Origin of the sequence: Streptomyces sp. NPDC092369 (genome assembly GCF_044755245.1) — a bacterium.
Taxonomy (GTDB): Bacteria; Actinomycetota; Actinomycetes; order Streptomycetales; family Streptomycetaceae; genus Streptomyces.
Genome location: NZ_JBIVQP010000001.1, coordinates 1,261,226 through 1,279,553 on the forward strand (window position 1 = coordinate 1,261,226; position 18,328 = coordinate 1,279,553).

The following is an 18,328-nucleotide window of genomic DNA, read 5'->3' on the forward strand; positions in this document are numbered from 1 at the left end:
CTCCAGGAGAAGGACGGAAAGCGCTTTCCGGCGGTCGGCTACTTAAGATACGCCAGGCCCGGGTGGACCCCGGTGTAGCCCTCGACGAGCCGACGGGCCACGTTGACCGAGTCGACGAGCGGGTGCAGCGCGAACGCCTTCACGGCGGTGGCGCGGGACCCGGACTCGGCGGCGGCGAGCACCTCGCGCTCGACCGCCTTCACCGCGCAGACCAGGCCGGTGGCGTGGTCGGGCAGCGGGTCCACCGCGACCGGGTGGGCGCCGTTGGCGTCGACCAGGCAGGGGACCTCGATGACGGCTTCCCCGTCCAGGGCGGAGAGGGTGCCGGCGTTGCGGACGTTGAGGATCAGGGTGGTGCGCTCGTCGCGGGCGATGGCCCGCATCAGCGCCAGGGCGACTTTCTCGTAGCCGCCGGACAGGTCGTCGGCATCGCGCTCGCCGGCGCCCGCGGTCTCCCGGTTCTCGGCCATGTAGGTCGCCTCGCGCTCGGCGCGCGTGGACTCCCAGGCGGCCAGCGCGCGGGCACCGGGGTCGCGCATCCCGTCGTAGAAGCTCGCCTGCTGGTCGCGCAGGAAGGCGCCGCGGGTCTTCTCCACCTGCTGGTAGGAGCGGACGGCCTCGCGGTTGAAGTAGTAGTAGTGCAGGTACTCGTTCGGGATCGCGCCGAGCGACTGGAGCCAGTCGACGCCGAAGAGCTTGCCCTCCTCGAAGGAGCCGAGCAGGTCGGGGTCGGCGAGCAGGCGCGGCAGTTCGTCGCGTCCGGCGATCTTCAGGCCGCGGACCCAGCCGAGGTGGTTGAGTCCGACGTAGTCGATCCACGCCTCCTTCGGGTTGCCGCCGAGGACGCGGGCGATACGGCGGCCGAGGCCGACCGGGGAGTCGCAGATGCCGATGACGCGGTCGCCGAGGTGGCGGGACATGGCCTCGGTGACCAGGCCCGCGGGGTTGGTGAAGTTGATGACCCAGGCGTCGGGCGCGAGGCGGGCCACACGGCGGGCGATGTCCTCGGCGACCGGGACGGTGCGCAGTCCGTAGGCGATACCGCCCGCGCCCACCGTCTCCTGGCCGAGCACGCCCTCGGCGAGCGCCACGCGCTCGTCGTTCGCCCTGCCTTCGAGGCCGCCCACGCGGATCGCGGAGAAGACGAAGTCGGCGCCGCGCAGCGCCTCGTCCAGGTCGGTCGTCGCGGTCACCTCCGGGGCGTCCGGCACGGCCGCGGCCTGTTCGGCCAGGACCCGGGTCACCGCCGAGAGGCGCCCCGCGTCCAGGTCGTGCAGCACCACCTGGGTGACCCGGCCCTCGGCATGGTCCGTCAGCAGCGCCCCGTACACGAGCGGGACCCGGAATCCGCCGCCGCCCAGAATCGTCAGCTTCACGCCTGCACCTTTCCTGCCAGCACGATCTCGACGCCCGCCTCCTCGAAGGAGGAGCGGGTCGCCGTGTCGACCGGCGCGTTCGTCACCACCACGTCCAGGTCCTCGGGACCGCAGACCTTCGCCATGCCCGTGCCCGGGAACTTCGCCTGGTCGGCGAGGAGGACGACCCGGTCGCTCGCCTGGATCATGGCTCGCTTGACCGGCACCTCGACGACCGTCGTGTCCATCACCTGCCCACCGGGGCGCACTCCACTGGTGCCGAGGAAGAGCCAGTCGGCATGGAGCTGGCGCAGGTTGTCCTCGGTGAGGAAACCGACCAGGGAGCGGTACTCGCGGCGGACCATGCCGCCGAGCAGCACCAGCTCGATGCCCTCGTCGTCGGCGAGTTCCTCGTAGACCACCAGGTTGCTGGTGATCACGGTGAGGCGGCGGCCGTGCAGCTGCCGGGCCAGGCGGTAGGCGGTGGTGCCGATGTCTAGCAGCACCGACTGACCGTCCTTGACCATGGCCGCGCCGCGCGCCGCTATCGCGTCCTTCTCTGCCACCCGCACCTCGGCGACCTCCGCGAAGGGCTGGTCGCCCTCCTCGGCCACGGCGCCGCCGTGGACGCGGGTGAGCAGACCGTCCTCCTCCAGCTTGAGCAGGTCTCGCCTGATCGTGGCCGGGCTCACGCCCAGCTGCTCGGAGAGGTCGGTCACGGCCGCGGGGCCACCTGAGCGAAGGGCCCGCAGGATGAGTTGATGTCGTCGTTCCGCCAGCACGCGCTGAACAGTACTCGTCATCTTCAATCATTTCTATGCTCAGTTCTGCTCGACTATTGACCAATCTCGCAGCGGGGCGCACGATTCCCTGCATCGAATTTGAAGAGTTCTGACGAGAGGACCGCCTTCGTGTCCGAGGACCACGATCGGCCCGACGTGCTGCTGACAGGGCTGCTCTTCTACGACCTGGTCCTGACCGGTCTCGGCAAGCCCCCGACGCCCGGTGAGGAGATCTGGACGGCCGGCATGGGCTGCGGCCCCGGCGGGATCGCCAATCTCGCGGTCGCCGCGTCCCGGTTCGGCCTGCGCACCTCGCTGGCCACGGTCTTCGGTGACGACTTCTACGGCGCCTACTGCCACGAGGTCCTCGCAGGTCAGGAAGGAATCGACCTCTCGCTCTCCCGCGTCGCGGACGGCTGGCCCACCCCCGTCACCGTCTCCCTCGCGCACGGACACGACCGGGCCCTGGTCACCCACGGCCAGGAACCGCCGTACTCGCAGGACGCGCTGATGGGCGACCCGCCCGAGGCGCGCACCGCCCTCGTGCACATCGAGGCGGAGCCCCGGGCCTGGCTCGCGAAGGCCGCGGCGAACGGCACGCAGATCTACGCCGACGTCGGCTGGGACCCCACCCAGCAGTGGTCCTCCGACCTCCTGGACCAGCTCTCCCTGTGCCACGCCTTCCTCCCCAACGAGACCGAGGCGATGGCCTACACCCGCACCGACAGCGCGGTGGCGGCCCTCGGCACGCTCTCCGAGCTGGTCCCGGTGGCCGTGGTCACACGGGGCGGCGACGGAGCGGTGGCCGTCGACCAGAACACCGGCGAGTACGCGGAGGTCCCGGCCCTGGACGTCGACGTCCTCGACGCGACGGGCGCCGGTGACGTCTTCGGTGCGAGCTTCGTGACCGCCTCGCTGGCAGGGTGGCCGCTGGCGGAGCGGCTGCGGTTCGCCGTGCTGTCGGCCGGACTGTCCGTCCAGCACCACGGCGGGGCGCTCGCGGCACCCGGCTGGTACGGCGTCGACCACTGGTGGCGCTCGCTCACCGACCCGGACCTCAAGCGGGCCTACGGCTTCCTGACGGACCGGCTCCCGGCGGACGTCGGCCCGCCGGTGCGCCACGCCCCCGTCACCCCGCCCGCCCCGCACGACCCCTTTCCCCCACGCGACACCGCACGGCAGCACTGATCCCCAACGCCCCCCCAAGCCCCTCGTTCGCACGTCAAGAAAAGATCCGAAAGGCGGTGGGAGCTGTGCGGCTCTCACGAAGAGGCCTGCTCCGCGCGGGCCTGGCCGGTACGGCCGCCACGGCGCTCGGCGGCCTGACGTCCGGCTGTGCCGTTCCGACCGGTTCCACCGGCCGGAACATGGTCCTGTGGTACTGGGACGGCGGCCTCGGCGACACGGTCCTGAAGAACGCCAAGGCCCGCTACGACGCCAATGTCGACCTCCAGGCCATCAAGATCGGCGGGTACTACCGGTCCAAGCTCATCACGACGATGGCGGGGAACGCCCACGTCCCCGACATCGCGGGCCTCAAGGGCGAGGACATGGCGTCCTACCTGCCCAACGCGAACCAGTTCGTGGACCTGCGCACCCTCGGCGCGGACAAGTACAAGAGCCAGTACCTGGCCTGGAAGTGGGACCAGGGCATCGCCGACGACGGCACGATGGTCGGCTTCCCGATCGACTGCGGTCCGGTCGCGCACTACTACCAGTCCGCCGTCTTCGACAAGGCCGGACTGCCGTACGAACCGGACGACGTCTCGCGGGAGTTGAACACCTGGGAGAAGTTCTTCGCGGCCGGCGAGCAGCTGCGGAAGCGGATCCCGGGCACGTCCCTGGTCACCGACGTCAACTCGATCTTCGAGAACGTGGTGCAGCAGGGCAGCAAGCGGTACGTCGACAAGGACCGCCACTTCATCGGCGACCAGCAACACGTGCGCGACGCCTGGGCGCTGGCCGTGCAGGCCAAGCAACGCAAGATCGTCTCGGACCTGGTGAGCGGTACGCCGGACCAGCTGTCGGCGGTCCAGGACGGCAAGCTGCCCAGTCAGCTGGGCGCGTCCTGGGCGACCAGCGACCTCAAGACCGGGGTGCCGAAGACCAAGGGCCGCTGGCGAGTGGCCCAGATGCCGGTGCGGCCCTCGAACAACGGCGGCTCGTTCCTGTCGATCACCAAGGAGTGCCGCGAGCCCGAGCAGGCGTTCCAGATCATCACGTGGATCCTGAACGCGGCCAACCAGGCGCAGGGCTTCGCCGACGCGGGACTCTTCCCCTCCACCCCCGCCTCCTACGACCTCAAGACGCTCCGTCAGCCGGACCCGTTCTTCGGCGGCCAGGTCACGATGGACGTCTTCGGGCCCGCCGCGCAGAAGATCACGGTCGCCTACAACAGCCCCTTCGACGTGGCGCTGGGGCAGCCCCTCAAGGACGAGATCAAGAACGTCGGTGTCCTCGGCAAGGACCCCAAGAAGGCCTGGAGTGACGCCATGAGCAAGTGCCGGCGGATCGCGAAGCACCTGGGGGTGAGCTACTGATGGCCACCGCCCTGGACAAGCCCCCGGTCACCGTCGAGACGGTGACAACGACCCGCCCCCGTACGGGATTCCGCAAGTACTGGCACCTGTACGCGGCGATCTCCCCCTTCTACCTTCTCTTCCTCTGCTTCGGCCTGATCCCGGTCGGCTTCTCGCTCTACGTCTCCCTGCACCGCTGGGACGGCCTGGGCTCGATGGAGTGGGCGGGCCTTTCGCAGTACCAGTACCTGCTGGGCGACACCGACTTCTGGAACGCGGTCGGGAACACGATCATCATCTGGGCGCTGGCCACCTTCCCCATGATCTTCCTGGCGATGGTGACGGCCGTGATGCTCAACTCGGCGGTCCGCTTCAAGAACGTCTACCGCTTCGCGTACTTCCTGCCGAACGTGACCTCGGTGGTCGCCATCGCGATCATCTTCGGCTCGGTGTTCTCCACCAACTTCGGTCTGGTGAACGCCTTTCTGCAGGCGGTCGGCCTTGACCAGGTGGCCTGGCTGAACACCCCGTGGGGCATCAAGATCGCCATCGCCACACTGATGACCTGGCAGTGGACCGGCTACAACGCGATCATCTTCCTCGCCGGCCTGCAGACCATCCCGAGCGAGCTGTACGAGGCGGCGCGCATGGACGGCGCGGGACCCGTGCAGACCTTCTTCCGGATCACACTGCCGATGATGCGGCCGGTGCTGCTGTTCGTGCTCATCATCTCGACGGTCACCGGCCTGCAGAGCTTCTCCGAACCGCAGGTGTTGCTGCAGACCACGTCCAACGACTCGACGTTCGCGGGCGGTCCGGGTCACTCGGGCCAGACGATGGTCCTCTACTTCTTCCAGCAGACCTTCGACAACAACGACTTCGGCTACGGCGCCGCCGTGGCGTGGGGCATCTTCCTCGTCGTCATCATCTTCTCGATCGTCAACTGGCGCCTTGTGCAGCGCCGGGGCGAGGACTAGGGAGGCCGGGCCATGGCATCCATCAAGGGAACCCGCAGCCGCGGAATCGCGCTGCACGCCGTCCTGGTCGTCGGGCTGCTGCTCTCGGCCTTCCCGTTCTACTGGGCCGTCATCATGTCGACCCACACGACGTCCGAGATCTTCTCCTACCCGCCCAAGCTGCTGCCGAGTTCGCACTTCCTGCAGAACGCGCGCAGTCTCTTCGACAACATCGACTTCTTCGGCTCGATGTTCAACTCGCTGCTGGTGGCGGGGTCGGTGACCTTCCTGGTCCTGTTCTTCGACTCGCTGGCCGCGTTCGTCTTCGCCAAGTTCCGCTTCCCGGGCAAGAACGTGCTGTTCGCGCTGCTGATGGTCATCTTCATGGTGCCGGCGCAGCTGTCCGCGATCCCACAGTTCGTGATCATGGCGAAGCTCGGCTGGATCGGCTCGATGACCGCGCTGATCGTGCCGGCCGCCGCCAACGCGTTCGGCATCTTCTGGATGCGCCAGTACATGAAGACCGCGATCCACGACGAACTCCTCGACGCCTCGCGCATCGACGGCGCCAACTTCCTGCGCCAGTACTGGCACGTGGCCCTCCCCGTGGTCCGCCCGGGCCTGGCCTTCCTCGGCATCTTCACCTTCATGGGCCAGTGGAACGACTACGCCTGGCCTCTGATCGCCCTCACCAACCCGGACAACGTGACCCTCCAGGTGGCGCTGTCCCAGCTCAACGGCACCCACGGCACCACGGACTACGGAATGGTCATGACCGGAGCCCTGCTCGCACTCGTCCCGCTCCTGATCGTCTTCGCGATCGGTGCCCGGCAGATCATCGGGGACCTCGCCAAGGGAGCCATCAAGTGAGGGAGAGGGACCCCCTGTTGGCGCTCCGCCCCTGGGAGGCACCTGAGGTGACCTCCTGGGGGCGGTTGCCCATGAACGCCGTCGACCGCCGCCGCGAGGCGGTCTCCCTCGACGGCGACTGGCGCTTCCAACTGCTGCCGAGCCCGGACGCCTCGCTCACCGAGACCTGGTCTTCGACGCGGGTGCCGGGCCCCTGGACCATGCAGGACACGGACGACCTCCCCCAGTACACCAACGTCCGGATGCCGTTCGCCGCGTTCCCGCCGGACTCTCCCGCGGCCAACCCGACGGGTGTGTACGAGCGTGAGGTGGAGGTGCCCGCCCGCTGGGCCGGACGCCGGATCGTGCTCCAGGTCGGCGCCGCCGAGAGCGTGCTGCTCGTGCACGTGGACGGGCAGCCCGTCGGCGTGTCCAAGGACTCCCACCTGGCCGCCGAGTTCGACCTGAGCGAGGTCGTGCGCGCCGGCGAGCGGGCCACCGTACGGCTGACCGTCGTGAAGTGGTCCGACGCCTCGCACCTGGAGGACCAGGACCAGTGGTGGCACGCCGGGATCACCCGCTCGGTGCTGCTGTACGCGACGGACCCGCTGTACCTGGCCGACGTGACCGTGCGCGCGTCCTTCGAGGGCGAGTTGCGGGTGGACTGCCTGGTGCGGGACGCGGCCGGGGCGCTGCCCGAGGGCTGGTGGATCAGCGGCGACCTGGAGGGCCGACTCCTCGCGCAGAACGTGGAGTTCGACCGCGCCAACGCCGAGGACGACCGCGTCTCCGACTTCCTCGGCGAGGCCCGCCTCGACGCCGTCGTGCCCGAGGTGCGCACCTGGAACGCCGAGACGCCCGAACTGTACGGCCTCACCGTCCGGCTGCACCGCGCCGACGGAACGGTCGCCGACACCTCGCAGCACCGCATCGGTTTCCGTGACGTCACGATCGACGGGCGGGACCTGCTGGTCAACGGCGAGCGCGTCTACATCCGGGGCGTGAACCGGCACGACTTCCATCCGCTGACCGGCCGCACGGTGTCGTACGACGACATGCGCGCGGACCTCGTCCTGCTGAAACGGTTCGGCTTCAACGCGATCCGCACCTCGCACTACCCGAACGACCCGTCCCTCTACGACCTCGCCGACGAGCTGGGTTTCTACGTCGTCGACGAGGCGGACATCGAGTCGCACGACCACGCGCACGAGATCGCGGACGACCCGCGCTATCTGAACGCCTTCGTGGACCGTGTCGCCCGGATGGCGCTGCGCGACAAGAACCATCCGTCGATCATCCTCTGGTCGCTGGGCAACGAGTCGGACTACGGCGCGAACCACGACGCGGCGGCGGGCTGGCTGCGCCGGCACGACCCGACGCGGCCCCTGCAGTACGAGGGGGCCGCCAAGCTCGACTGGGCGGCCACCGACGACGCCTCCGACATCGCCTGTCCCATGTACGCGCCGCTGGAGGACTGCGTCGCGCACGCGCTGTCGGGCCTGCAGACCCGGCCGCTCATCCAGTGCGAGTACTCGCACGCCATGGGCAACAGCAACGGCACACTCGCCGACCATTGGGCCGCCATCGAGTCCACGCCCGGTCTTCAGGGCGGGTTCATCTGGGAGTTCTGGGACCACGGAATTCTGCAACGCGTGAGCGACGGAAGACCCACCGGGCGCGCGGGCGCCGGGCTGTACGACAACGGTGTCGCCGCGCCCGGTCACCGCTGGGCGTACGGCGGCGACTTCGGCGAGACCATCCACGACGGCGCGTTCATCGCCGACGGGGTGGTCTTCCCCGACCGCACCCCCAAGCCCGTGCTGTTCGAGCACCGGGAGATCGCGGCCCCGCTGCGGATCGAGTGCTACCGGCACGAGGGCATCGTGCTGGGCAACCACCAGCACTTCCGCGGCCTGGACTGGCTGGCGGGCACGTGGGAGCTCGTCCTGGCCGACGGGCCTACGCTCACCGCGCCCGCCGTGCTGCCCGATCTGGTGCCCGGCGAGACGGTCGTGGTGCCGCTGCCCTTCGAGGTGCCGCGGGACGGGGGCGAGGCCTGGCTGACCCTGCGGGTGACCACGGCCGAGGAGCTGCCGTGGGCGCCGGTCGGCACCGAGGTGTGCGCACCGCAGGTCCGGCTGCGCGGGCCCGTCGTGCCCGAGGGCGTGATGGTGGACCGGCCCGTCGAGGTCGACGGTGAAGGCCTGCTGATGCACCCCCTGCTGACGGCCGCGCCGACGCTGTCCCTGTGGCGGGCGCCCACCGACAACGACGAGCTGGGCGGGATGGCGCTGCGCTGGCGGACCTGGGGGCTCGACTCGCTGGTCCGCAAGGTGGTGTCCGTACGGCAGACCGGCGCGAGCGTCACCGTGCTCGCCGAGTACGCCGGCACGGGCGGTGTCGTTCGGCACCGGCAGGAGCTCACCCCGGTCGAGGGTGGCATCCGGATCGACGAGGAGGCCGAGCTGCCCGAGGAGTTCGACGACGTGGCCCGGGTCGGGTCGGTCTTCGAGACGGTGGCGGGACTCGACCTGCTGGAGTGGTTCGGGCAGGGGCCCTGGGAGTCATACCCCGACCGCAGCGCGGGCGCGCCGGTCGGCCATCACTCCGTGCCCGTCGACGAGTTGTTCACCCCTTACCTGCGACCGCAGGAGAGCGGCGGCCGGCACGGGGTGCGCCGCTTCACGCTCTCGGCCGCGCACGTCATGGGACGCGCGGACGCCACCGGACTCGCGGTCGTGCTGGACGAGCCCCGCCAGGTCTCCGTCACCCGCTTCCACGCCGACGACCTGACCGCCGTCGGCCACCACGACCAACTGGCGCCGCGCGCCGGGTGCGTGGTGCACATCGACGCGGCGCACCGCGGTCTGGGCACCGCCTCCTGCGGCCCGGACACCTTCCCCTCCTACCGCATCGCACCGGGCCTCCACCGCTGGAGCTGGACTCTGCGCGTGCTGTAACCCCAGGCTTTCCCACGTCACTTACGGAGCACCCGTGTGTACTTCGCATGACCACAGCCAGGACGAGGCCACCCCGTGCGAGGCCCTCCCGTCCGGAGCCGGCAGACGCGGCTTCCTGCGCGCCACCGCGCTGCTCGGCGCCGCCGCCACGGCCGGGGCCGCGCTGCCGACCGTCGCCGAGGCGTCGGAGAGGAAGAGCGGTTGGCGGCCCGACCCGGACAGCCGGCGCTTCACCCTCGCCGTGATGCCCGACACCCAGTACCTCTTCGACGGACCGAGCATCCACCCGGCGCCGCTGGAAGCCTCACTGCGCTATCTGCTGGAGCACGGCAAGGACGACAACATCGTCTTCCTGAGCCACCTCGGCGACCTCACCCAGAACGGCGCCGAGGCCGAATTCGACGCCATCGGCGAGACGTTCGGGATCCTGGACCGGCGGGGCGTGGGCTACAGCGTCCTGGCCGGCAACCACGACGTGAACTCCTCGACGGACGACCAGCGCGGCTCGACACCGTATCTGAACACCTTCGGACCCAAGCGGTTCAAGAACAAGAAGACCTTCGGCGGCGCGTCCGACGACGGCTACAACACGTACCACCTCTTCACGGCCGGCGGGCGCGAGTGGATGGTGCTCGCGCTGGACTGGCGGCTGTCGGCGAAGGGATACGCCTGGGCGAAGGACGTCCTGGCCCGGCACCCGAAGACACCGGTTGTGCTCACCACACACGAGCTGGTCGTCGAGGAGGACACCCTGTCCTCGTACGGGCAGCAGCTGTGGGACCAGCTGATCAAGGACCACGACCAGATCTTCCTGACGCTCAACGGCCACTACTGGCCGGCCGGGCGGGCGGTCCGAAAGAACGCGGCGGGCCACGACGTCCACCTGCACCTGACGAACTATCAGAACCGCTACTTCGGCGGCGCGGCGATGATCCGCCTCTACCACTTCGACCTGGACCGCGACGTCATCGACGTCGAGACGGTCTCCCCGTGGATCCTCGGCCGGGCCGCGAAGGGCCTCAACGAGCTGGAGCGGCAGGAGATCGAGCTGAGCGGTGACGGCGACCGTTTCTCCGTGGACATCGACTTCACCGAGCGCTTCGCCGGCTTCGACCCGGTGCCGGTGCGCCCGGCCCGGGCCGCCTCCCGGATGCTGATCCCGGGCACGGTGGCGTACTGGCGCTTCGACGGACCGGTCTCCGGCACGGTCCGTGACCTGACCGGTCGCGGCAACGACCTCACCACGGTCTCGGTGGGCGGCGGCACGCTCGGCTGGTCGGCGACGCACCACCCCGACCAACCCGGCCACGGCAGCCTGGAGTTCACCGGTTTCAAGTCCCCGCTGAAGGGGGCGTACCTCAAGACGGTCGCCGAAGCGCCGCTCAACTCGGCGTCCTTCAAGGACGGTTACACCATCGAGGCGTTCTACCGGCTGCCGGCCGACTGGGACCCCGACCACAACGCCTGGTCCGGGCTGGTCAGCCGGACCGGCACGGGCGGCGCGGCGGGCAAGACCGCGGACGACCCCGACGAGCCCCTCGCCACGCTGTCGCTGTCCAACGACCGCGAGCCGCAGTGGGCGATGCGCCCGCTCAACCAGCAGGGCATCGCCACCAACTGGGGTCAGGAGACCCCGCTGGAGACCTGGTGGCACCTCGCCGTCGTCAACGACGGCAGGCACACGACCCTGTACGTCGAGGGCTGCCCGGTCGTCCGCAATCCGAAGACGGCCGCCGTCGGCATCACCTCCGTCGGACTGCCGTGGCTGCTCGGCGGCTACACGTACGCCGACAAGATCGACCAGATCCTGCACGGCCGCCTCGGCGATGTGCGGATCGTCTCGCGGGCGCTGCCCGTCACGTCCTTCATGACCCACTGACGCCCTCGAAGAGGACCTTCCACGATCATGACCGAGCAGCAGCTGCCCGCCTGGGCCGACCCGTCCGTCTCCCCCGCCGCCCTCGACGCCCAGGGCGTCTCGCGGCGCCAACTCCTGCGCCGCGCGGGCCTGTTCGGCGCCGCTTTCACCCTCGGCTCGGCCGCGACGCCCGCCCTCGCCGCCGACCGGAAGGGCTTCGGCGGCGACGACCCGCGCCTGGCCTACCTGGTCGGCGACCACCACGTGCACTCCGTCTACAGCCACGACGCGAAGTACACGTTCTCCCAGCAGGCCCAGGCCGCCGCCAAGTACGGCCTGGACTGGATGGTGTTCAACGAGCACTCCAACTTCGGGCACGCCGACTACGGCGCCGCGCTGGAGCACAAGGAGATCCTCAAGGCCCGCGCGCAGAACCCGCGCCAGCTGATCTTCCAGGGGCTGGAGTGGTACATCCCCGCCGCCGAGCACTGCACGGTGTTCGCCGCACCGGGCCGGCACGAGGTCGACCTGCTCACGCAGTTCGAGCTGGCCTACGACGGCAAGCTGCTGGGCTACACCGAGGGCGCGGCCGGCGCGACCGACACCGCCCGCAACGAGGCGCACGCCGTCAAGGCCGTCAAGTGGCTGGCCGAGCAACGCCGTTCGGGTTACGTCGACGACGTCCTGGTCCTCGCCAACCACCCGCTGCGCCTGGGCATCGACTCCCCGCACGAGATCCGCAACTGGCGGGACGCGGCCCCCGAGATCATGATCGGCATGGAGGGCGCGCCCGGCGCCCAGGGCGCGGCGATCCCCGGCTGGCGCGGTGCCACCTCGATCCGCGGCGAGTACGAGAACAAGCCCTCCGCGCAGTCCTGGGCGGGCTACCCGGCCGACGCCTTCCTGACCTACGGCGGCTTCGACTGGGCGACCGCGACCGTCGGCGGGCTGTGGGACTCGATGCTGGCCGAGGGCGAGCTGTTCTCGATCAGCACCAACTCCGACAACCACCGCACGGTCTTCGACACCTGGAAGAACGGCGACTGGCCCGCCGGGCAGAACTTCGACAACACCGGCAAGCTGCCCGACCCGGTGAACACCGACACCCCGCAGCCCGGCAGCGACTTCTGGCCCGGCGAGTTCAGCCGCACCCACGTGGGCGTGACCCGCTACGGCTACACCGCCGTGATGGCGGGCCTGCGCGCGGGCCGCGTCTGGCTCGACCACGGGCATCTTCTCGACGGGCTCGAGGTGCGGGTCAAGCGGGACTGCGACGCCGGCCGCGGTGTCACCCTCGGCGGCCGGCTGCGCGTGCGCAGGGGCGAGAGGATCACGCTGTACGTGACGGTGACGAGCGCCTCCCGGACCAACCCGCAGGGAATCCTGCCCGAGTTGGCGCACGTCGACGTGATCCGGGGCGCGGTGCGCGGCAAGGTGAGCGACCGGGACACCTGGAAGGCGCCGGACACCAGGGTCGTGCACTCGAAGGACGTGTCGGGCCGCAAGGGGACGTACACCCTTCGCATCCCGCTGACCGCCGGGGACGAGTCCTTCTACGTCCGACTGCGCGGGAGCGACGGCAACCGGCACGGGGCCGGTTACCTCGGCGCCTCCGTCGACCCCCACGGGCCGATCCCGCACGAGCCCGGCAACGGCGACCCGTGGGCGGACACGTGGTTCTACTCCAACCCGATTTTTGTGGACGTGAGCAGGTAAAGGACGTGAGCAAGTAGAGGACAGCTGGGATCAGGCGTAGAACCTCGACAGGCTCTGCAGGACGGCGGCGGGCTTCCCGCCGCCGTCGATCTCCATGGTGCCGTCGACCGCGATCTGCACCCCGCCCGGCACGTCCTCGACCGACGCCAGCCTCCCGACCAGGCGGATGCGGGAGCCGACCTTCACCGGTGAGGGGAAACGCACCTTGTTCAGGCCGTAGTTGACCTTCGTGGTGACGCCCTGGACGTCCAACAGCTCGGTGAACAGCGGGATGAAGAGGGAGAGGGTCAGGTAGCCGTGCGCGATGGGCGCTCCGAAGGGGCCCTCGGCGGCCCGCTCCGGGTCCACGTGGATCCACTGGTGGTCGCCCGTGGCGTCGGCGAAGGTGTCGATCCGCTCCTGCGTGACCTCGATCCACTCGCTGGTGCCCAGGTCGCTGCCGGCGAGCTTCTTGAGTTCGTCAAGGCCGTTGACGGTGATGCTCATGAGTAGCCTGTTCCTTAGAGGGAGTTACCGGTCGCCGAAGCGCTTGCGCACCCGGGACTTGAGGAGCTTGCCGGAGGCGGTGCGCGGGAGTTCGTCCGCGAGCACGACCGACTTCGGGATCTTGTACTTGGCCAGGCGCCCGGCCAAGGAGGCGAGGACCTCGTCGGGGTCCGGCGAGGCGCCTGCCCTGGGCACGACGACCGCCCGCGGCACCTCGCCCCACTTCTCGTCCGGCACGCCGATGACGGCGCACTCGACGATGTCGGGGTGGCCGAGGAGCAGGTCCTCGATCTCGGCCGGGTAGATGTTCTCTCCGCCGGAGATGATCATGTCCTTGATGCGGTCGACGACATGGACGTATCCGTCCTCGTCGACCCGGGCCGCGTCGCCGCTGCGGAACCAGCCGTCCGTGAAGGAGGCGGCCGTCTCCTCGGGCAGTCCCCAGTAGCCGGGCATGACGTGCGGCCCGCGGACCACCACCTCCCCGGTCTCGCCGATGTCGACGGGGACCAGGTCAGGCCGGACCACCCGCACATCGCTGAAGAAGTGCGGCACCCCGGCCGAACCCGCCTTGCTCACCGCGTGTTCGGCGTCCAGGAACAGCGTGCCGGGGGACGCCTCCGTCATGCCGTAGCCCTGGAGGAAAGTCAGTCCGCGCTCCTGGTAGGCGGTGATCAGCTGGGTCGACACGGGGGAGCCGCCGCAGGTCAGGATGCGCAGGGAGGACAGGTCGGCGGCCGGCCAGTGCGGGTGTCTGGCCACCTGGTCGAACATCGTCGGCACCCCGAACATGAAGGTGATCCGGTGCCGTTGGATCAGTTCGAGTGTCTGTCCGGGATCGAAGGACTCGACCAGGACGCACGTGCCGCCCTTGAGCAGGACCGGGAGCGTCAGCATGTTCAGGCCCGCCGTGTGGAACAACGGAGCGGAGACCAGGGCCCGTTCGTCGGCGATCAGGTCGGTGTCGACGAGGACGTTGACCGCGTTCCAGGTGAGATTGCCGTGGGTGAGCATCGCGCCCTTGGGACGGCCGGTCGTGCCCGAGGTGTACATGATGACGCAGGTGTCGTCGGGGATGACCGGTTCGTCGATCGGCTCGACCGCGGCCGACGTCAGCAACTCCTCGTATTCGGCGCCGACTTCGACGTAGATCCGCACGTCGGTGCTGCCCGGCAGGCCGGCGACGAGCCCGGTGTGCGAGGGACTGTGCACGAGGGCCTTGGCGCCGGAGTCGGCGAGTTGGTAGGCGATCTCGGGGCCGGTCAGGCGGGTGTTGAGGGGGACGAAGACCGCGCCGAGCGTGCCGGCAGCGAACAGCGTCTCCAGGTAGGAGGGGTGGTTGGGGCCGAGGTAGGCGACGCGGTCGCCGCGCCGGATGCCGCGGGCGCGCAGGGCGTGGGCGAGGCGGGTGGTGCGGTCGTACAGCTCCGCGTACGTGAGCGTGGTGGCGCCGTGGATCAGGGCGGTGCGGTGCGGGGTCTTGCGGGCCCGGCGTGCGGGCCACGACCCCAGTCCCTCGTTGCGCATGTCCGGCCCCTTACGGTGTGGTCAGCCCGAGCAGTCGGGCGGCGTTCTCCTTGAGGATCTTCGGCCTGACCTCGTCCTTGATCGGCAGCTTCTCGAAGTCGGCGAGCCAGCGGTCCGGGGTGAGGACGGGGAAGTCGGAGCCGAAGAGGACCTTGTCCTTGAGCAGCGTGTTCGCGTACTGCACGAGCTGCGGCGGGAAGTACTTCGGCGACCAGCCGGACAGATCGATGTGCACGCCCGGCTTGTGCGTGGCGACGGCGAGGGCCTCGTCCTGCCAGGGGAAGGACGGGTGCGCCAGGATGATCTTGAGGTGCGGGAAGTCGGCGGCGACATCGTCGACGTGCAGGGGGTTGGAGTACTTGAGACGGATCCCGCCGCCTCCCGGCACGCCCGCGCCGATGCCCGTCTGTCCGGTGTGGAAGAGGGCGATCGTGCCCGTCTCCTCGATCACCTCGTACAACTCGTACGCCACCGCGCGGTCGTTGGGGAAGAAGCCCTGGATGCTGGGGTGGAACTTGAAGCCCTTGACCCCGTACTCCTCGACCAGCCGCCGGGCCTGCTTGACGCCCGCCCTGCCCCGGAACGGGTCGATGGACGCGAAGGGGATCAGGACGTCCGCGTTGGCGGCGGCGGCCTCGGCGACCTCCTCGTTCGGGACGGGCGCGGTGCCGGTCGCGGACTCGGCGTCGACCGTGAAGATCACGGCGGCCATCCCGCGCTCGCGGTAGTGGACGGCGGTCTCCTCGATCGTCGGCTTCCGGTTTCCCTCGATCTTGAAGTAGGCGGAGGAGGCGTCGTGCAGGTCGTCGTCGAGGGAGGAGTGCCCCTTGGAGGAGACCTCCGCGTGGGTGTGCACGTCGATCGCGACCAGGTCGTCGACGTTCATCGAGGGGGCCGAGGAGGCCGAGGTGGCCGAGGTGGACATCACGCCTCCGGGAGCTTGGGCGCCGGGATGCCGACCGACTGGAGCTCGGCGCCGACCGAGGTGGGGAAGGCGTCGGCGAGGGTGCCCGGGGTCCAGCCGCCGTCGGCGTACGCCGTCCTGATCTCCTGCGGATGGGACCAGAGTGCCACCTTGTCGCCGCCGATGCCGATGGCCTGACCGGTCACCCCGCGTGCCTGGTCGGAGGCGAGGTAGGGGACAAGGGCCGCGCAGTCCTCGGGGGTGCCGAAGCCCTCGCCCTTGCGCAGGAAGTCGGGCAGCGGCTCGCCGTTCCTCATGGCCTCGACGTAGGGGGCGAAGGCGGGGATCGTCTCGGTCATCGCGGTCGCGGCGACCGGCACGATCGCGTTGACCGTGATGCCCGCGCGGCCCAGCTCCATCGACCACGTACGGGCGAAGGCGGCGATGCCCGCCTTGGCGGCCGAGTAGTTCGTCTGGCCGAAGTTGCCGCGCTGGCCAGCGGGCGAGCCGACCAGGATCAGGCTGCCGCCCTCGCCCTGCTCGCGCATCCGTACCGCGGCGGCGCGGGCGCAGGTGAAAGTGCCCTTGAGGTGGGTGGTGAGGACCGCGTCGAAGTCCTCGTCGGTCATCTTCCACAGCACCTTGTCGCGCAGGATGCCCGCGTTGGTGACCAGCACGTCCAGCCGCCCGAACTCCGTCACCGCCCGGTCGACCAGCCGGTCCGCGGCCTCGGCGGTGCCGACCGGTACGACCTCGGCGACCGCCGTGCCGCCGGCCTCGGTGATGGACTTCACGGCCTGCTCGGCGACCGCCTCGTCGACGTCGTTGACCACCACGGAGGCGCCGTGGGCGGCCAGGGCGTGGGCATAGGCGAGGCCGAGGCCCCGGCCGCTTCCGGTGACGACGGCGACCTTGCCGGTGAGATCGATGCTGGGCACGGGTGGGTCCCTTCACGAGCTGATGCGGGTGGTGCGGCTTCGAGATCGAAGCTAAGAGCAATAATTGTCGACGTCAATAGTTGTTGATTGCTGAAGAGCGCGAGATGATGGACCTCCCCGCACGTATCGAGCCGCACCAGGAGCCCGCCATCGCACGCCAGCACGTCACCCCGAACCCCATCGACGCGGACGAGCCGTGGATGCGCGGGCTGCACGCGGACACGGGCTACCTGCTGTACCGCCTGGGCCTGCGCTCCGGTCAGTTGTTCAACACCTTCCTCCAGGCGTCGGGGCTGCGCCTGCGCCACTACGCGGTGCTGCGCTTCCTCGCCACCTCCGAGGGCGCCCTGCAGCGCGAGCTGAGCTCCCGGCTCGGCTACGACCCGAGCGCGATCGTCGGCCTGGTCGACGACCTGGAGAAGCAGGGCTTCGCCGAACGCCGGCCCTCCCCCGACGACCGCCGCAGCCGGATCGTGGTCCTGACCGAGGACGGCCGCGCCTTCCTGCGGGACACGGACGAGGCCGGGCTGCGGGTGACGAACGAGCTGCTCGGCCCGCTCGCTCCGGCCGAGCGCGAGACGCTGCACGCGCTGCTGCTGCGGCTGACCGAGGAGGGCTTCGGCTCGCCATGAGCGACGCCCGCTCCGCGCCCGACCGGCTGCTCGCCGTGCTCGCGGCCTTCGACCACGAGCACCCAGGACTGTGCCTGACCGACATCAGCCGCCGGGCCGGTCTCACCCTCACCACCGCGCACCGGCTGGTGGCCGCGCTGACGGAGTGGGGCGCGCTGGAGCGGGACGAGGCGGGCGTCTACCACGTCGGACTGCGGCTGTGGGAGATCTCCGCGCTCGCCCCGCGCGGGCTCGCGCTGCGGCAGGTCGCGCTGCCGTATCTGGAGGACCTGTACGAAGCGACGCACGAGAACGTGCAGTTGGCGGTCCGGGACGGTGGCGAGGTCGTCTACACCGAGTGGCTGTCGGGGCGTTCGGCGGTGGGCGTGCACATCCGGGTCGGGGCGCGCTGGCCGCTGCACGCCACCGGGGTCGGCCTCGCGCTGCTGGCCCACGGGGAGGCGGAGTTCCAGGAGGAGTACTGCGCCGGGCCGCTCGCCTCCTTCACCCCGTACACCGTCACCGATCCGGGGCGGCTGCGCCGGTTGCTGGCCGAGGTGCGGCGCACCGGGATCGCGGTGAGCAGCCGCCAGGTGACGTCCGACGCCCTCTCGGTCGCGGCGCCGGTGCGCGGTCCGGGCGGCGCGGTGGTGGCCGCCGTGTCGGTGGTGGTGCCCCAAGTCGAGGCCCAGGTACCTGTGTTGGTGCCCGCGGTACGGCTCGCCGCGCGGGGGATATCGCGGGCGCTGGGGTGGCGGCCGGAGCGGAAGGAGGCGTGAGGTCCGGGAACCGCGGCCGAGTGCGGGTCGCTCGGCGGAAACCGGCGCCGGAAACAGGCCGGCGATATCCCTCTCACCGGTGAGGACC

The 18,328-nt window shown here is 70.2% G+C and carries 15 protein-coding genes; 9 read left to right on the forward strand and 6 right to left on the reverse strand.

Features of this window, described 5'->3' with window-relative positions; translation table 11 throughout:
* Positions 1 to 38: 38 nt before the first annotated feature.
* Positions 39 to 1,376 (reverse strand): 6-phospho-beta-glucosidase, encoded by a 1,338-nt coding sequence (locus ACIQI8_RS05620; protein ID WP_402345237.1) that lies wholly within the window; start codon positions 1,374 to 1,376, stop codon positions 39 to 41.
* Positions 1,373 to 2,137: a DeoR/GlpR family DNA-binding transcription regulator gene (locus ACIQI8_RS05625; RefSeq protein ID WP_402346701.1), complete on the reverse strand. Its 765-nt coding sequence runs from the start codon at positions 2,135 to 2,137 to the stop codon at positions 1,373 to 1,375. Before ACIQI8_RS05625 ends, ACIQI8_RS05620 begins: the two co-directional genes overlap by 4 nt.
* Positions 2,138 to 2,266: 129 nt before the next feature.
* On the opposite strand from ACIQI8_RS05625, the gene ACIQI8_RS05630 reads away from it, so the two are divergent.
* The 7 genes from ACIQI8_RS05630 to ACIQI8_RS05660 all read left to right on the forward strand — a co-directional run bounded on the left by ACIQI8_RS05630 (position 2,267) and on the right by ACIQI8_RS05660 (position 12,995).
* Positions 2,267 to 3,325, forward strand: coding sequence for a carbohydrate kinase family protein (locus ACIQI8_RS05630; RefSeq protein ID WP_402345239.1), 1,059 nt, complete (start codon positions 2,267 to 2,269; stop codon positions 3,323 to 3,325).
* 65 nt (positions 3,326 to 3,390) lie between these two features.
* Positions 3,391 to 4,677 (forward strand): ABC transporter substrate-binding protein, encoded by a 1,287-nt coding sequence (locus ACIQI8_RS05635; protein ID WP_402345241.1) that lies wholly within the window; start codon positions 3,391 to 3,393, stop codon positions 4,675 to 4,677.
* Positions 4,677 to 5,633: a carbohydrate ABC transporter permease gene (locus ACIQI8_RS05640; protein WP_402345243.1), complete on the forward strand. Its 957-nt coding sequence runs from the start codon at positions 4,677 to 4,679 to the stop codon at positions 5,631 to 5,633. The genes ACIQI8_RS05635 and ACIQI8_RS05640 overlap by 1 nt, the downstream gene beginning before the upstream one ends.
* 12 nt (positions 5,634 to 5,645) lie before the next feature.
* Positions 5,646 to 6,482, forward strand: coding sequence for a carbohydrate ABC transporter permease (locus ACIQI8_RS05645; protein WP_402345245.1), 837 nt, complete (start codon positions 5,646 to 5,648; stop codon positions 6,480 to 6,482).
* Positions 6,479 to 9,421, forward strand: a complete 2,943-nt coding sequence (locus tag ACIQI8_RS05650) for a glycoside hydrolase family 2 TIM barrel-domain containing protein (protein ID WP_402345247.1) — start codon at positions 6,479 to 6,481, stop codon at positions 9,419 to 9,421. The genes ACIQI8_RS05645 and ACIQI8_RS05650 overlap by 4 nt, the downstream gene beginning before the upstream one ends.
* Positions 9,422 to 9,455: 34 nt before the next feature.
* Positions 9,456 to 11,300 carry a LamG-like jellyroll fold domain-containing protein gene (locus ACIQI8_RS05655; protein WP_402345249.1) on the forward strand — a complete coding sequence of 615 codons (1,845 nt, stop codon included), beginning with the start codon at positions 9,456 to 9,458 and terminating at the stop codon, positions 11,298 to 11,300.
* Between the two features lie 27 nt (positions 11,301 to 11,327).
* Positions 11,328 to 12,995: a PHP domain-containing protein gene (locus ACIQI8_RS05660; RefSeq protein ID WP_402345250.1), complete on the forward strand. Its 1,668-nt coding sequence runs from the start codon at positions 11,328 to 11,330 to the stop codon at positions 12,993 to 12,995.
* A gap of 30 nt (positions 12,996 to 13,025) precedes the next feature.
* Here ACIQI8_RS05660 and ACIQI8_RS05665 read toward each other — a convergent pair whose 3' ends face one another.
* The 4 genes from ACIQI8_RS05665 to ACIQI8_RS05680 are packed head-to-tail and all read right to left on the reverse strand — an operon-like array spanning position 13,026 to position 16,850.
* Complete coding sequence (locus tag ACIQI8_RS05665) at positions 13,026 to 13,481, reverse strand: MaoC family dehydratase (RefSeq protein WP_402345251.1); 456 nt, start codon at positions 13,479 to 13,481, stop codon at positions 13,026 to 13,028.
* A gap of 24 nt (positions 13,482 to 13,505) precedes the next feature.
* A complete protein-coding gene (gene menE, locus ACIQI8_RS05670; RefSeq protein ID WP_402345253.1) occupies positions 13,506 to 15,008 on the reverse strand; it encodes an o-succinylbenzoate--CoA ligase in 1,503 nt (500 codons plus the stop codon).
* Between the two features lie 10 nt (positions 15,009 to 15,018).
* Positions 15,019 to 15,894: an amidohydrolase family protein gene (locus tag ACIQI8_RS05675; protein ID WP_402346703.1), complete on the reverse strand. Its 876-nt coding sequence runs from the start codon at positions 15,892 to 15,894 to the stop codon at positions 15,019 to 15,021.
* A 38-nt stretch (positions 15,895 to 15,932) separates the two neighbouring features.
* Positions 15,933 to 16,850, reverse strand: a complete 918-nt coding sequence (locus ACIQI8_RS05680; protein WP_402345255.1) for an SDR family NAD(P)-dependent oxidoreductase — start codon at positions 16,848 to 16,850, stop codon at positions 15,933 to 15,935.
* A 200-nt stretch (positions 16,851 to 17,050) separates the two neighbouring features.
* On the opposite strand from ACIQI8_RS05680, the gene ACIQI8_RS05685 reads away from it, so the two are divergent.
* Positions 17,051 to 17,482, forward strand: a complete 432-nt coding sequence (locus ACIQI8_RS05685) for a MarR family winged helix-turn-helix transcriptional regulator (RefSeq protein WP_402346705.1) — start codon at positions 17,051 to 17,053, stop codon at positions 17,480 to 17,482.
* Positions 17,479 to 18,240, forward strand: a complete 762-nt coding sequence (locus ACIQI8_RS05690; protein ID WP_402345257.1) for an IclR family transcriptional regulator — start codon at positions 17,479 to 17,481, stop codon at positions 18,238 to 18,240. Before ACIQI8_RS05685 ends, ACIQI8_RS05690 begins: the two co-directional genes overlap by 4 nt.
* Positions 18,241 to 18,328: the final 88 nt, after the last annotated feature.

What these genes read in the sequence shown, in the direction of transcription:
- ACIQI8_RS05645 (WP_402345245.1), top strand. Translation starts at nt 5,646, where the DNA reads ATGGCATCCATCAAGGGAACCCGCAGCCGCGGAATCGCGCTGCACGCC.
- ACIQI8_RS05690 (WP_402345257.1), top strand. Translation starts at nt 17,479, where the DNA reads ATGAGCGACGCCCGCTCCGCGCCCGACCGGCTGCTCGCCGTGCTCGCG.
- ACIQI8_RS05675 (WP_402346703.1), bottom strand. Translation starts at nt 15,894, where the DNA reads ATGAACGTCGACGACCTGGTCGCGATCGACGTGCACACCCACGCGGAG.
- ACIQI8_RS05665 (WP_402345251.1), bottom strand. Translation starts at nt 13,481, where the DNA reads ATGAGCATCACCGTCAACGGCCTTGACGAACTCAAGAAGCTCGCCGGC.
- ACIQI8_RS05660 (WP_402345250.1), top strand. Translation starts at nt 11,328, where the DNA reads ATGACCGAGCAGCAGCTGCCCGCCTGGGCCGACCCGTCCGTCTCCCCC.
- ACIQI8_RS05640 (WP_402345243.1), top strand. Translation starts at nt 4,677, where the DNA reads ATGGCCACCGCCCTGGACAAGCCCCCGGTCACCGTCGAGACGGTGACA.
- menE (WP_402345253.1), bottom strand. Translation starts at nt 15,008, where the DNA reads ATGCGCAACGAGGGACTGGGGTCGTGGCCCGCACGCCGGGCCCGCAAG.
- ACIQI8_RS05685 (WP_402346705.1), top strand. Translation starts at nt 17,051, where the DNA reads ATGCGCGGGCTGCACGCGGACACGGGCTACCTGCTGTACCGCCTGGGC.